Below are 14,428 nucleotides of genomic sequence, written 5' to 3' on the forward strand. Positions count from 1 at the left end.
TAAACAGTAGAAAGGCATACCATGAGTTTTGAAGAACAAGGTTATTTTGACAAGGTTTACCATAGAAATGGAAGACTTTATAAAAAGGTTACTAAAGAGAGTATTCAAGAGATGATTGATGTTGTTAATAGTGACTCTTTTTCAAGTAAGGATTTACTTATTGTAGATATTACTGATGAAAAAATTAGAGACTATAAAAAAATGTTAATTAAACTTGAAGCTAGCGATATTGAAGAGTTGTCAATTAAGCTTGATAAACTTAAATACAAAGTATATCTAAGACTAAAAATAAAAAACTAAGGATTAAGGTAAAAACCTAAAACCTTAATCCTACGTATAAAATAAACCAAAAGGTTTATTTTAGTTAGAGATCTTATATTCTTAAAAGTATTCTTCCATATCTCAAAGTCCACAATACAAACAATACTATCCAAGCAATAAAGCTTATGTAAAGTAAATTCATAGAAAAACTTGAAGAAGCCATAAAACTAAGTGAAGATAATACTCTTAAAAGTAGAACTATTTGAGTAAAAACAAAAAGTGCAACAGTTATCTTATCAGCTTGAATAGGCTGTGTAGGTACAGCATGACCTAATGTAACTCTACTTCCAAAGCCAATAAGCATTGTAGTTATAAAACCTAAAGCAAAAATATGAAAAGAGAGTTTTAAAGTTTCTAATTCAAAAAGAGTCTCTGTAAATAATACAAAGAAACCTAAAGGTATATATATAAAAGCAAAAGATAATATACTCATAATAGCTGGCGTTTTTTTATAGATATTTAACTTTAAAACAATATAAGTAAAAAATATAAATCCAATAAAACTACTTAAAATAGAGACTACAACTAAATCAAATTGTAAACTTACACCTAAGATAAAAAGTAAAGCCACAACAGACTCTCTTGTATATTTAGGTTTAATCCAAGGCTTGATACCTGTTACATTAAAATAAAACATTGGTACCATTCTTAAAGCAACAATAAATACCATTGCTAATAGATAACTATAAAATACCATATACGATAAGTTTATATTAAACAAAGCCTCAAAAATTAAAAGTAATGCTCCAAATATAAAAATCATATTAATTAATATAGAATCTTTTTTATCATGAGCCTTTGAATTTCTTATTATTTTATAAAAAATATACGAAAAGTAAAACATACTAAATGCAACTAATATTTTTCCTATAAATGGATTTAAAAATAAAGTTAATAAAATAGATATTTCAAACAATACCCAAGGCATTAAATATTCACTCTTTTTTACTTCAGGATGAGCGTTATATTTGGGAATAACTGTGATTAAGAAACCTAAAAAAGCATTTGTAAAAACTGCATAATTTAAACCAAAACCATGAATAAGTGAAAATTCTAGTGAAAGTTGTCCTTTTAAAATAAGAAAACTAAGAAACATAAGAAATATTGAGAAAACAATAGCCATAGAAAAGAATAGTTGATGAGACTGAGAAGTATATCTTTGCCACCAAGACACTTCTTTTATAAAACTATTAGGTGTTTGTGAGAACTGCATAATAATCCTTTTTTTCAGGAATATTATAATAATTGAGAATTAGTATCATTGATATGTATCAATAATAAAAAAAATTAATATATTTCTTTATAAATAGAATTCCAAAGTTTAATTCTTAATTCTAAAGCTTTTATAGAAGTTTGTTTTACCTCTTCCCATTTATTTTCATCTGTTCCACACAGTTCATTCATCATAGTAAGAGACATAGGTCCATGTTCATGACCATCTACATCTATATGTCTATTTAAATAGTACTCAAACTTACTGATTTTCTCTTTATCATTACAATCAAAATTATCTACAAAAGTGATGAACATATCAGGTATTAAGTTTTCTCTTCCAAAAGTTAGAAGTGCTGAGATATTGTGAATTTCTTTTGACTCTATAATCTCAAAAGTAAAAGTTAAAAACTCTTTTAACTCATTAGACAACTCTAAACTTTTAATAATATCAAAAATATTTTCTTGTTTTTCAAGTTTAGAAATAAGTGTTTCTATATCTTTAGTACAAGCTTCTGATTGTTGCATACATTCTATATAAAACTCAAAATGACTTTTTATAATACCTTTATCATCATAATCACTCTCTTCTGATAAAACTATATCATTTATTAGTCTTCTTGAAACTATAGTTTTAGTATTTGGAGTCCAAGGATAAGTCATTGAAGTTAGTTCAAGTTGTAATGTCTTCACAATAGACATAAAATCCCAAACTACAAAAACATGACTTTGCATAAAAGTTTGCAGTGAATCTAAAGAGTTGATACTCTCATAAAGTTTATGATTTTTCAACTCTTCTTGTAAAGGAATTAAACTATTTTGAATTTCTTCTATATTTTGATTCATTTTATAAATCGTATACCATCGCAATTTCATCACAAATAGGAAAGTGCTTACATCTAATACAATCTGCCCATATTTTATGCTCAGGAATGTCTTCTTTTTCTATTTTTCTAAAGCCAACACTTTCAAAGAAACCTTGTTCATATGTAAGTGATAGTATTTGTACTAGTTTATACTCTTTTCCCTCTTTTATACAAGCATCAACTAATTTTTGTCCTAATTTAAGACCTCTAAAGTTTTTAGAAACTACTAAGCTTCTAACTTCTGCTAGTCTTGCTGAGTGTATATGTAAGGCTGTAAATCCAGCCATTACTCCATCCACTTCTACAACTGTGTATGATCTAATAGTATTAGCCATTTCATCTTCTGTTCGTAAAAGAATATTTCCATTATCAACCTCTTCTTTTACTAACTCTTGCATTATTGCAATATGAGTTACGTCAGGTTTAAAAAATTTGATTTCCAAATAAATGATCCGTTATTGCTTTTTGAAGGTCTAACATCCCTCTTTTCTTTAAATTAGATACAAATATTCCATCAGGATATGCTCTTTTTAATTTTTGTAAATCATTTTGTTTTAATTTATCTGTTTTAGTAAAAGCATTGATGATGATTTGATCACCTCTTTTGTGAGTTCTTAAAAACTCATCCACGTTTTTATCAATTTCTAAATTAGGATGCCTTGAATCTATTAAGTGTACAAACACTTGAAGATTTGGTCTCTCTTCTAAATATCCTGTTAGGTTTTTATTCCATGCTGCTTTTAAAGTTTTTGATACCCTTGCATATCCAAATCCTGGTAAATCCACAAACCTAGCAAAAAGATGTGGTATTTCTTCATTTTCTGTTTTAAACTTGATAGCAAAATAGTTAATCAACTGTGTCTTACCAGGTGTTGATGAAGATTTTGCTAAACCTTTTCTATTTGTTAAAGTATTTAACAAAGATGATTTTCCAACATTACTTCTTCCTAAAAAGGCAACTTCTGCCATATCAGGACTTGGTGAATCATCTATACTTTGTGCTGATTTCATAAATGAAGCTTCAACTATTCTCATTATTTATTTTCCCCGCCTTGTTCTATGTTTATGATGAATCTTACAGGTTTATTCTCACTACCGCTTACTTTTGCTTCTCCTGATAGTTGATTTACATAGATTTTATCTCCATAAATTTTTCTATCATCATTTTTCTCTTGTAAAAAGCCATTACCAAGTACTGTATACTCTTGCTTTGAAGGAGAATAAATTATCTTATTTCCTGTTCCAAGATAGTGTTTCTTTGAAGTTACTAACTCAAAGTTTACATTTCCTGTTGCTATATATTTTGAAGGAGTTTTTGTATTTGTTCCTTTATTTGATACAAAATATATTTCAACTTTATTTGCTTCTAACCTATCTTTTCCCATCTGGATTTTTACATCCCCTGTAAATGTAGAAATTCCTTTTGCATCACTTGCTTCAAATTTCTGAGCGTCAATAACAAGTTTTTGTGTTTGTCCCAAAAGAAGTGTTGAACAAACTAATAAACCAGCTAAATATTTCATCATAAACCTTTAATTTAATTTTTCATATCTATTTCAAAATGTACATTCTTTGACTTCATCGAACTATTAACTGAGTCCAAATATAAATCAGTTCCATCTACAGTACTTTTGTAATAATTTCCCTTATAAGCTACATCATTATAAGCTATTTTGTCTTTTGTATTGTAATATAATTTACTTGTATCAAGATTTATAAAATAATCTCTTTGATAATTAACATTACCTTTAAATGTTAAAATATCACCATGACTTATAATTAAATCTGATTTGATTTTATCTACTAAAAAATCTTTTTTTACTTTTTCATTTTTGATGATAATATTAGCATTAAACATCTCATCTCTATTTTGATATTTTACTGCATGACTTGCATTTACAACTCTACTTAATGTATTTTCTGAAAGAGTATACATTTTTGGATTTTCAAAAACTACTAAAGGAATATCTTTTATATCCTCTCTTGTTTTTTTATTCTCTACTGGAATAAAATATACTCCAATAGCTAAAACCAATAAAGCATTTACAAATATCTTTACACCCATGCAGCTAGGTATTCCTCTTCTAATCCATCTTGCTTAATAATATACTCAAGCATTTCTCTTACAGCACCCTCTCCACCTTTGTTCTCACAAACAAAGTCAACAAAACCTTTTAAATAGTGAGTTCCATTTGCAGGAGTTGCCGAGAAGCCTACTTTTTTAAGCATCTTGTAGTCATTTAAATCATCACCGATTGCTGCTACTTGATCCCAAGTTAGGTTTTCTTCTTTTAGTATGTTTGCTAATACTTCATCTTTATTATGAACTTTTTGATGTAAGTGAGTGATTTGTAAATCTTTTGCTCTTCTCTCAACTAATAAAGAAGTTCTACCTGTAATAATTGCAGCTTTTTTCCCAAGCTTTTTTGTCCAAGTTGCAATTGCTAAACCATCAGCTACATCAAAAGATTTTATTTCATCACCATTATTTGTATAAGTAATCTTTCCATCTGTTAAAGTACCATCAACATCTAATACTATAAGTTCAATCATAAAACACCTTTCGTACTAGGAATTCCCAGTCTTTCATTTTTAACTAAAGCACGTCTAAGAGCAACAGCAAAAGCTTTAAAAGCTGCTTCTAAAATATGGTGTTTATTTCTTCCCCTATCTTGTATAATATGCACTGTTAAACCTGCGTTTTTTGAAACGGCATGGAAAAACTCTTCTGCAAGTTCTACATCAAATGCCCCAACTTTACCATCAACATTTACTTCATAAACTAAATAAGGTCTATTTGATAAATCTAAAGCACATGTAACTGCCGCTTCATCCATAACAACAGTTGCATTTCCATATCTTTCAACTGCTTCAATAGGGAAAATCTCTTTTTTTAAAGCTTGTCCTATTACAATTCCACAATCTTCAACTGTATGGTGAGCATCAACATGTAAATCCCCATCACATGAAAGCTCTAAATTAATTCCACTATGTTTTGAAAAAGCTTCTAACATATGATCAAAAAAACCAACTCCTGTTTTAATAGTTGATTTTCCCTCACCATTTACTTCTATTTTACATTTAATATTTGTTTCTCTAGTTTCTCTATTTATTTCTATCATCTTCTTAACCTTACTTTTCTAATATCATACCGTTTAGACCATTTGAGTCTTTGAATAACTGCGCATGATTATATGAGTCAAAACCTGTAATAAAAACTTTATGCAAGTATCTTCCACCAGAAAGTATTTTTTCTACTTTTACATTATAGTTTCCATTAGTTAATGCTTCGTATTTAGCTTTAGTTTGCATTGCACCCTCAAGTCTTCCAAAAGCTCCAACTTGAATATTATATTTCCCACCGCTAACAATAGTTTTTTCTTCTATTTTCATAGGTTCTAGTTTTTCTACAACTGGCTTAGGCTGAATAACAGGTGTTCCTATATTTGTTTCTTGTTTTTTAGCTATATTTGTAAATACAGGTTCAGCAGTAGGAGCATCATGATTTTCAAGTTCTCCATTGTAACCAAGCACTGTAACTTTTACTTGTACTGTACCTTTTCTAACCATGTCAATAGCATGGGCTGCTTTATTTGATAAATCAATAATTCTTCCAGCTACAAAAGGTCCTCTATCATTGATTCTTACAATTGCACTTTTACCATTTTCAAGGTTATCAACTCTAACCATAGTATTCATAGGTAATGTCTTATGTGCAGCTGTCATTGCGTACATATTATAAATTTCACCATTTGATGTTTTTTTAGCATGAAACTTAGGTCCATACCAAGAAGCAATACCTCTTAACTCTTGCCCTACATTTTCTACCTTCGGGTAATACCTTACACCAAAGACACTATAAGGTTTAAGTGTCGCTCTATGCATTGCTTTAGAGTTTCTAATCTTAGTGTTGCTTGTTTGCTTGTAAACTTTACTAATATCAGCAGGAGTATATGAACCACCTGAATATGAGCTTTGTTTAGAAGAACAACCTGTAAAAATTATTGCACCTATTACAATACTACTATTTAAGCCATATTTTATTGTTTTATTAAGAAAACTCAAGTCTTCTCCTATGTTTTATTAAGACTCTTTGATAAAATTTCTATTGAAGTTTTTATAAGATAAGTGAATATCTTATTTAAAGAGTTTACTATTGTTCAAATAGTAAACATTATATCTAAGATATACTAGAAAACTCTTTAAATAATTTCTTAGCATTAGTAGTTGTAAGCTCTTCTATTTCATCCCTTGAAATATCTAGAAGTTCAGCTATTTTATCAGCTACAAATACTGTGTAGTAAGGTTCATTTCTTTTACCTCTATGAGGATGAGGAGTTAAGTATGGTGCATCAGTTTCAATTAAAAGTTTTTGCTTTGGTATTTTAGGAAGTACTTCAACTAACTTTTTAGCATTTTTAAAAGTTAAAACCCCACCAATTCCAAAATAAAAACCATGATTCGCTAAAGGAAGAAGATGTTCACTTGCATTATAACAATGCAATACTCCTCCAACTTCTTTAGCATTATATTGTTCTAAAATCTGCCGTGAGTCATTAGAGGCTTCTCTTATATGAACAATTAAAGGTTTTTTTACTTTTTTTGCAAACTCAATTTGCGAAATAAAAACCTCTTTTTGTTTTTCTTTGTAAGCTTTTTTCTCTTCTTCATCTTCTGGGAGTCTAAAATAGTCTAATCCACACTCTCCAACAGCAATACATTTAGGATGATTTATATACTCTTCAAGTACTTTTACATCATATTCTTCTGCATCATAAGGATGAGTTCCAACAGAAAAGTATACCTCATCATATTGTTCAGCAAGTTTTACAGCCTGTGGTAAATCTTTAAAATCAGCACCTGGAATTAAAAACCCTTTAACTCCATGTGAGATGGCATTTTGTATTACTTCATGAACATCTTCATAAAACTTTTCATTGTCTAGGTGACAGTGTGTATCAAGTATAATTTCTAATCCTTTTTATGATAAAAATCTCTTTTGTACTAAGTTAACTAAATTTTTGATTTGTGAGATATCTTCAGCTTTAATCCATGCATCAATACCAAAGTTTTTAAATGCATCATAATCTCCATCGTCTTCAACAATAGCTATAGATACAAACTTATCTGCACAAACTGAACCTTTGTTCTCTTCAAATTCAAAAATAGTATTAATATCTAATACAACAACCTGAGCATCACCAGATGTTCCACTTTGAAAGTGTTCTACTGTATGCTCAGAACCTAATAAAGACTCATCTATTTCACAAAATGTAACTATTTTCATATTATTTCTCCCAAAAAATCAATTATTCTTTATTCTAACTAAAAAATTATTAATTTTTTAAATATTAAAGAATATATCTTGCAATATCTTCATCATCTACGATTTTATCAAGTTTTTCCTCAACTAAATCTTTTGTTACAATTACTTTCTCACCTTGTTTCTCATCAGCATCAAAAGAAATATCTTCAATAACTTTTTCAATTACAGTGTGTAGTCTTCTTGCCCCAATGTCTTCTGTTTTTTCATTTGCAGTTTCTGAATACTTAGCAAATGCTCTAATTGATTCATCGTCAAACTCTAACTCAACACCCTCAACTTCTAATAGTGCTTTGTACTGTCTAAGAAGTGAGTTTTTAGTATTTATAAGAATTTTATAAAGAGCTTCCTCATCAAGTGACTCTAACTCAACTCTTAAAGGAAATCTTCCTTGTAACTCTGGTAATAAATCACTAGGTTTTGAAACATGGAATGCCCCAGCAGCAATAAATAAAATATGATCAGTTTTAACTTGACCAAATTTAGTTTGTACACTACTTCCTTCAACAATTGGTAATAAATCTCTTTGAACACCCTCTTTTGATGGGTCTTGATTTTGATTAGTTTTACCAGAAGCAATTTTATCAATCTCATCTAAGAAAATAATTCCACCAGATTCTGCTCTTTTAATAGCCTCAATCTTTATAGCTTCTTGATCAAGTAGTGAATCACTCGCTTCACCTTTTAAAAGAATTTTTGCATCTTTTATTGTAACTTCTTTTTTGATTTTCTCTTTGTTTAGTCCACCTAACATTTTGTTAAGGCTTTCTTGCATAGAGCTCATATCCATAGGCATACCAGAATCTATAATCTCTACATGACTTTTTTTAGGAACTTCTATCTCAATTTTTTTCTCATCAAGATCACCTTTTAAAAGTTTTGACTCCATAAGATTGTAAGTTTTGATAAAAGACTCTTTTGCACTCTCTGTTGCACTTTCAGGAAGTGGTGGTACAAGTTTTTCAATGATTTTTTTGTTTACTTCATCTTCAATTTTATCTTTGATTTTTTCTTCAAACTCTTTTGTTACAATATTGATTGATTCATAAACTAAGTCTCTAACCATAGATTCAACATCTCGTCCTACAAAACCAACTTCTGTGTATTTAGAGGCCTCAACCTTTACAAAAGGTAATCCCATCATCTTTGCAAGTCTTCTTGCAATTTCAGTTTTACCAACACCAGTACTACCTATCATAAGAATATTTTTAGGCATTATCTCTTCTTGTAAAGTTGGTTCTACTTTCATTCTTCTATATCTATTTCTTAGGGCTAAAGCAATAGTTTTTTTAGCATCTTTTTGACCAATTACATAATCATCTAAATATGCAACAATCTGCTTTGGTGTTAAATCCATATTCTATTAATCCTCTATTTTTAATAATTTAATATTTTGATTTGTGTAAATACATAATTCACCTGCAATCATTAAAGATTCTTTTACAACATCTTCTTCATCCATATCTGCATGTTTAGCAAGGGCTCGTGCAGCTGAAATTGCAAAGTTTCCTCCTGAACCAATAGAAGCAATTGCACCATCTTCTGGCTCAACAACATCACCATTTCCAGAAAGAATAAAAATATGCTCTTTATTTAATACAATCATCATAGCTTCTAGTCTTCTTAGAACCTTATCTTTTCTCCACTCTTTAGAAAAAGCAATTACAGCTTTTAGTAAATCACCTTTAGTGTTTTCTAAATGAGCTTCAAACATATCATAAAGATTAAAAGCATCAGCAGTACTTCCAGCAAAACCTGAAAGAATCTTGCCATCATATAGTTTTCTAATTTTTGTAGCATTACCTTTTAAAACAGCATTTCCGAAAGTAACTTGACCGTCACCTCCAATTACTGCTTTATTTTTTCCCTTGTATGCAAGTATCGTAGTAGCGTCAAACATCTATTCAACTCCAATAACATCTACTTTTAAAGTTGCATGAATTCCGTGACCTAATTTACAATCTGCTTCAAAAATTCCTGCAGCTTTTATTTTAGTTTTTAATGAGATATTTTTCTTATCAATTTCAATACCAAACTCAGCTTTTAAAGATTCACTAATCTCTTTATTAGTTACAGAACCAATTAAGTGACCGTTTGCACCCATTTTGTGTTTAATGCTTAATTTTGTAGAGTTTAATTTTTCAGCTAATTCATTTGCAGCTTTAATCTCTGCTGCTTCAATCTCTGCTTTTTTTCTTTGCTCTGCTTTATATCTGTTTAGAACCTCAGGTGTTGCATGTTTTGCTAAACCTTTACCAACTAGAAAGTTTTTACCATAACCATCTTTTACTTCTTTTACTTCACCAGTTTTTCCTAAACCTTTTACATCTTTAATTAATAAAACTTTCATATTATCTCCATATTAATAAATAGCGATTATTCTACAATAACTTATATGAAGTAAATATGAAAGATAGTTTAAATTTAATTGAAAGTTATCTCAAATACATTTTTATTATTATCAAATTTATGAGAAATGCTCATTTTATGCAAATCGAGAATTGATTTTACAATATACAATCCAAGTCCCATACCATGATTTTTATTTTCAGTGCTATTGTGAAAAGGTTTAAAATACTCTTCAAGATTTTTTTCTAACCTATTCCCATTAGATATAAAAAGAATTGATTTTTCTTTTATATGAATCTGTACTTTTTTGTCACTTGAATATTTCAAAGCATTATCACAAAGATTTTTTAAAACCATAGCCATTAAATCTAAATCAACTTTTAATCTAATATTTCTATCTATATTTAGTAGAATTCTTTCATCATTTTCATCAATCATCATGAAATTAAAAGCTTTATCCAAAACTTTTTTCAGCTCATAGGTATTTGTATTTAATTTATAATTTTGAGAAACAACTTTTTCAATTCTTGAAAAATCATTTACTAATGAATCTAAATTCTCAAAAATATTTACCATTCTATTTTTTTGTTTTTCATCATCAATTAATTCACTTACAATTCTTCCTTTTGCAATAGGTGTTTTTAATTCATGCATAATTGTTCTTAAAAAAAGTTGTCTTGAATTCAAAAGTAGTGATGTTTTTTTTGCCATATTATTAAACTCATTTACTACTTGAGCTATTTCATCTTTTCCATCACTTTTAGAAGAAGTCTCATATTCCCCATTTGCAAATTGTTTTATTTCTTTTTTCAAAATTGATAAGGGTTTTAAGGCTTTTAAAATCCAAAGATAAATAAACATAAGTAAAAAGAAAACCATGATAAACATAACATAAGGATAAATATTTTTTTCATATTTATTTGAGTCTTCAAACAATATTCTAAAATGAGGTGTTCTTATATGAAAATATAGTTTATCTTCAAATCTAAAACTTTCATAGCCAGCTGTAGAAAATGCTGTTTTCTTACCATCTAAGACTCTTCTTACATCCTCAACCTTTTTAAAATTCAATGACAAAATATACTCTTCTAATTCATAAGGATTCAATCTGTAAAAATGTGCATAATCAGAAATAGCTTTATGTTTACTTTGAATCTCTTTTGAGATTGAGTCTTCTTCAAATTTTAGAAAAGGTATAAATGCAGCCAAGAAAAGTATAAAAGCTATAAAAAATCCTATAGATATATTCGTTTTTAAAGAGCTAAAAATCATTGAGACAGCTTATAACCAAGGCCACGTATTGAGTGTATATATTTTGTATTTTTAGAATTATCACCTAACTTAATTCTTAACCTGCTTATAATCACATCTAAGCTTTTACTATAACTGTCACTTAGACTTATAGAACTATTAACTATTTGTTCCCTAGAAATAATTGAATTTTTGTTTTCTAGAAGAATTAATAAAACTTCATATTCAGCTTGAGTTAATACTAGCTCTCTACCTTTAAAAACTATCTTTTGTTTGCTTTTATCCCAGTTAAAATCACTACAAGACTCAAAAGTATTTTCAGTGTTGTTTTTATTCTTTCGTCTAAGTAAACTTAGAATAACGGCATACATTTCTTTTGGATCATAAGGCTTAGGTAAGTAATAGTCAGCCCCTATCTGTAAACCAAGGACTTTATCTGTAATATCAGATCTTGCACTTGAAATTATAATTGGTATATCATAATTGGCAGATATTTGTTTACAGACATCAAGTCCATCAATTCCCGGCAAAGTTAAATCTAAAATTAATATATCATATGAACTAATATTTGAAGAAAGACCTAAATAAGGATCCTCAAAGTTTGTAATTTTCATATTATATTTTGATAAAAACTCTCCTAAAAAAATAGAAAAATCAGGATCATCTTCTATCATAAGAATATCAATCATTTATATTCCATTTTTAAGCATAAAAGGATGTTGAATTATAGTTGTTCTCATTACTTAAAATATCTTGCAAAGAGTTTTTTATGATATTACTTACATCGCTTGATGATAATTGAGTACTATCTGGTTTATAATTTTCAAATAAATCCATTACTTGGTTTTTTGCATCATCATTTAAACTCAATATTCTACTTGTATAATCTAAAACACTATCAAATGTAGTACTATTACTATTATAAGCATTTGAATTGGATGTATTCGTGTTATCATCATCTTCATCATCCCCATATAAAAGCTCAGATAAAATATCACTAATCTCATCTTCACTCTCTTTTGGTGGTGGAGGGGGAGGCATACCACCTTGTCCTTGGGGACCAACACCAGCTAAATCACCAATTTCTTTAGCATCAAAGCCTAAACTACTTAATGCATTTTCAAAACTTCTTGAAGGTTCTATATTTGCATTTTGAAATGCACTTACAATTTCTAAAGCATCAGAACTTGAAAGATTATTTGAATCATAATTTGATAAAACATCTTGAATAGTCTCTTGTTGATCTAAAGATAAAGAAGAATCACTTGAACTTCGAGTGCTTGAAGAAGTATAATTATAAGAGCCTAAGGCAGATAATGAATCAATCATTTTAAATCCTTTTTTTTATTATAACAAAATTTTATCTAAGTTAATTAAATAAAGATTTAATAGAAAGTAAATGAAAGTAAATCAGTACTTACACTACTAGTTAAGTTTATACAATATTTACAAAATGATAAAGCTAAAATACTAATAAACATATTACATTTACAGATAAAATAGAATAAAAGTCAAATGTTTTCTATTTGTATGTATAAGTTTTAATATGCAATTTTTATTATCTTTATTTGAAGTAAAAGTACTATTTTAAGGCTTTTTATTAAGTTTTATGGATTTTTTATTTATCTTGATGGAGAGAAAAGATTTACTTAAAGTAAATCTTTTTAACCCTTGATATTGATTTTTTAGCTTGCTATATCAAGGGTACTAGGCAAATTTTCTCTGATTTTTCTCTTTTTAACATAATTATTTAATCCGATATGATTATTGTATCCAAGAAGTTTTGCTATCTTTCGTACAGATAAACCTACAGATAAAAGCTCTTCAATTTTATCTCTTTGTTTATCAAATTTAGACTTTTGAATAGTACCTTTTGGTTTCCCTAAACTTGCACCACTTAATTTTTTAGCAGTTAAGGCCTCTTTTGTTCTTAAACTCATTAAATCTTTATCAAGATTTACTGTCATTGATATTACACCTAATATCATTTGAGTTAACATATCCTTATCATCAACTAAGTCTAAATTTTGGTTTGCAACAAGAATTCTAATCTTATTTGAAAGTAAGAATTTCACAATCTCTAAAATATTCTCTACAGTACGACCAAATACATTTAAATCAGCAACAACAATTGTAGAGTTTCTTTCACAACCTTTAAGAAGTTCTAAAATATTTTTCTCATCACTTGAACTATTTATTTCAATTTCAATGCACTTATAAACATCAATTTTATTCTTTTCTACATAAGCATCTAAACTATCTTTTTGTGCTTGTGTATACTTTTCATTATTTTTGTTAATTCTTATGTATGTGAAATTCTTAGACATATTTTAACCTTTACAATAAGTATATTATTTAAATTAATATAAAAACATAGTGTTTACTTATATACATTTAAAATTTATACAAAATGTTATTATACATACACTTAATAAAAGCTTAAAACATTATTATAAACAAGTACTTTTTGTTATTAATTTTCTTTGTTTGAATTCAAAGCTTTTTTTTGATATTATTTTTTTACTTTATAAACAACAGAAAGGTTTCATTTGAAAATTACAGTTGCTATATCTGGGGCTAGTGGGTCTAATCTTGGACTTAATTTCATAAAAAAAATCCCCGAAAGTATTGAAGTTTTTTTGGTTGTTTCAAAAAGTGCAAAAACTGCACTAAAACTTGAAACAGGTATGTCATTAAGAAAAGAGTTTGAACAAAGAGACAATGTCACTATTTTTGATGACTCAAATATAGCTGCACCAATAGCATCTGGTTCTTTTCAAGTTGATAAAATGATTGTAATTCCTTGTTCAATGAATACTTTGGCGAAGTGTTCAGTAGGAATTTCTGATTCTTTAATTACAAGAGCCTTTACTGTTATGCTAAAAGAAAGAAGAGAAATCATTCTATGTCCAAGAGAAATGCCTTTTAATCCTATTGCTTTAGAAAACATGTTAAAACTATCAAAACTAGGAGTGACTATTGCTCCTCCTGTTTTAGGATATTATTCAGAGCAAAAAAGTTTAGAAGATATGGAAAACTTTTTAATTGGAAAATGGTTTGATTTATTAGAAATAGAACACAATTTATTTAAAAGATGGGAATAGTA

At 28.2% G+C, this 14,428-nt stretch carries 20 protein-coding genes; 2 read left to right on the forward strand and 18 right to left on the reverse strand.

Translation table 11 applies throughout. The features are described 5' to 3' along the window. Nucleotides 1-21 precede the first annotated feature (21 nt). The gene (locus NJU99_RS09295) at nt 22-300 is read left to right on the forward strand and encodes a hypothetical protein (RefSeq protein ID WP_254575642.1); all 279 of its coding nucleotides are present in this window, start codon (nt 22-24) and stop codon (nt 298-300) included. Between the two features lie 73 nt (nt 301-373). Here NJU99_RS09295 and NJU99_RS09300 read toward each other — a convergent pair whose 3' ends face one another. The 18 genes from NJU99_RS09300 to NJU99_RS09385 form a co-directional block, all read right to left on the reverse strand. Next, on the reverse strand, nt 374-1,534 hold the full coding sequence (locus NJU99_RS09300; RefSeq protein WP_254575643.1) for an NnrS family protein: 1,161 nt from the start codon (nt 1,532-1,534) through the stop codon (nt 374-376). A 74-nt stretch (nt 1,535-1,608) separates the two neighbouring features. After that, complete coding sequence (locus tag NJU99_RS09305; protein WP_254575644.1) at nt 1,609-2,379, reverse strand: DUF3050 domain-containing protein; 771 nt, start codon at nt 2,377-2,379, stop codon at nt 1,609-1,611. 1 nt (nt 2,380) lies between these two features. Beyond that, nucleotides 2,381-2,842, reverse strand: a complete 462-nt coding sequence (locus NJU99_RS09310; RefSeq protein WP_254575645.1) for an N-acetyltransferase — start codon at nt 2,840-2,842, stop codon at nt 2,381-2,383. Continuing rightward, the gene (gene yihA, locus NJU99_RS09315) at nt 2,823-3,434 is read right to left on the reverse strand and encodes a ribosome biogenesis GTP-binding protein YihA/YsxC (protein WP_254575646.1); all 612 of its coding nucleotides are present in this window, start codon (nt 3,432-3,434) and stop codon (nt 2,823-2,825) included. The genes NJU99_RS09310 and yihA overlap by 20 nt, the downstream gene beginning before the upstream one ends. Then, nucleotides 3,434-3,922, reverse strand: coding sequence for a lipopolysaccharide transport periplasmic protein LptA (gene lptA, locus NJU99_RS09320; RefSeq protein ID WP_254575647.1), 489 nt, complete (start codon nt 3,920-3,922; stop codon nt 3,434-3,436). The genes yihA and lptA overlap by 1 nt, the downstream gene beginning before the upstream one ends. Before the next feature lie 14 nt (nt 3,923-3,936). Next, nucleotides 3,937-4,464, reverse strand: a complete 528-nt coding sequence (locus NJU99_RS09325; RefSeq protein WP_254575648.1) for an LPS export ABC transporter periplasmic protein LptC — start codon at nt 4,462-4,464, stop codon at nt 3,937-3,939. Further along, nucleotides 4,455-4,952: a KdsC family phosphatase gene (locus NJU99_RS09330; protein WP_254575649.1), complete on the reverse strand. Its 498-nt coding sequence runs from the start codon at nt 4,950-4,952 to the stop codon at nt 4,455-4,457. The genes NJU99_RS09325 and NJU99_RS09330 overlap by 10 nt, the downstream gene beginning before the upstream one ends. Beyond that, nucleotides 4,949-5,521, reverse strand: coding sequence for an imidazoleglycerol-phosphate dehydratase HisB (gene hisB, locus NJU99_RS09335; RefSeq protein WP_254575650.1), 573 nt, complete (start codon nt 5,519-5,521; stop codon nt 4,949-4,951). Before hisB ends, NJU99_RS09330 begins: the two co-directional genes overlap by 4 nt. Before the next feature lie 10 nt (nt 5,522-5,531). After that, a complete protein-coding gene (locus tag NJU99_RS09340) occupies nt 5,532-6,464 on the reverse strand; it encodes a septal ring lytic transglycosylase RlpA family protein (protein WP_254575651.1) in 933 nt (310 codons plus the stop codon). Between the two features lie 115 nt (nt 6,465-6,579). Next, nucleotides 6,580-7,368 carry a TatD family hydrolase gene (locus NJU99_RS09345; protein ID WP_254578092.1) on the reverse strand — a complete coding sequence of 263 codons (789 nt, stop codon included), beginning with the start codon at nt 7,366-7,368 and terminating at the stop codon, nt 6,580-6,582. Nucleotides 7,369-7,380: 12 nt separating this feature from the next. Continuing rightward, nucleotides 7,381-7,686, reverse strand: coding sequence for a hypothetical protein (locus NJU99_RS09350; RefSeq protein ID WP_254575652.1), 306 nt, complete (start codon nt 7,684-7,686; stop codon nt 7,381-7,383). A 64-nt stretch (nt 7,687-7,750) separates the two neighbouring features. Beyond that, nucleotides 7,751-9,079 carry an ATP-dependent protease ATPase subunit HslU gene (gene hslU, locus NJU99_RS09355; RefSeq protein WP_254575653.1) on the reverse strand — a complete coding sequence of 443 codons (1,329 nt, stop codon included), beginning with the start codon at nt 9,077-9,079 and terminating at the stop codon, nt 7,751-7,753. Between the two features lie 6 nt (nt 9,080-9,085). Continuing rightward, a complete protein-coding gene (gene hslV / locus NJU99_RS09360) occupies nt 9,086-9,622 on the reverse strand; it encodes an ATP-dependent protease subunit HslV (protein ID WP_254575654.1) in 537 nt (178 codons plus the stop codon). Next, nucleotides 9,623-10,072, reverse strand: coding sequence for a 50S ribosomal protein L9 (gene rplI, locus NJU99_RS09365; RefSeq protein WP_254575655.1), 450 nt, complete (start codon nt 10,070-10,072; stop codon nt 9,623-9,625). A 74-nt stretch (nt 10,073-10,146) separates the two neighbouring features. Beyond that, nucleotides 10,147-11,343, reverse strand: a complete 1,197-nt coding sequence (locus NJU99_RS09370; RefSeq protein WP_254575656.1) for an ArsS family sensor histidine kinase — start codon at nt 11,341-11,343, stop codon at nt 10,147-10,149. Beyond that, on the reverse strand, nt 11,340-12,011 hold the full coding sequence (locus NJU99_RS09375) for a response regulator transcription factor (RefSeq protein ID WP_254575657.1): 672 nt from the start codon (nt 12,009-12,011) through the stop codon (nt 11,340-11,342). Before NJU99_RS09375 ends, NJU99_RS09370 begins: the two co-directional genes overlap by 4 nt. Nucleotides 12,012-12,024: 13 nt before the next feature. Beyond that, nucleotides 12,025-12,651, reverse strand: a complete 627-nt coding sequence (locus NJU99_RS09380; protein WP_254575658.1) for a hypothetical protein — start codon at nt 12,649-12,651, stop codon at nt 12,025-12,027. 356 nt (nt 12,652-13,007) lie between these two features. Continuing rightward, entirely contained in the window at nt 13,008-13,649 is a 642-nt protein-coding gene (locus tag NJU99_RS09385; protein ID WP_254575659.1) for a recombinase family protein, read from the reverse strand. Between the two features lie 222 nt (nt 13,650-13,871). On the opposite strand from NJU99_RS09385, the gene NJU99_RS09390 reads away from it, so the two are divergent. Further along, nucleotides 13,872-14,426: a UbiX family flavin prenyltransferase gene (locus tag NJU99_RS09390; protein WP_254575660.1), complete on the forward strand. Its 555-nt coding sequence runs from the start codon at nt 13,872-13,874 to the stop codon at nt 14,424-14,426. Nucleotides 14,427-14,428 lie beyond the last annotated feature (2 nt).

The sequence above is a fragment of the Arcobacter roscoffensis genome, from assembly GCF_024267655.1.
In the GTDB taxonomy this organism is placed as follows: Bacteria; Campylobacterota; Campylobacteria; order Campylobacterales; family Arcobacteraceae; genus Arcobacter_B; species Arcobacter_B roscoffensis.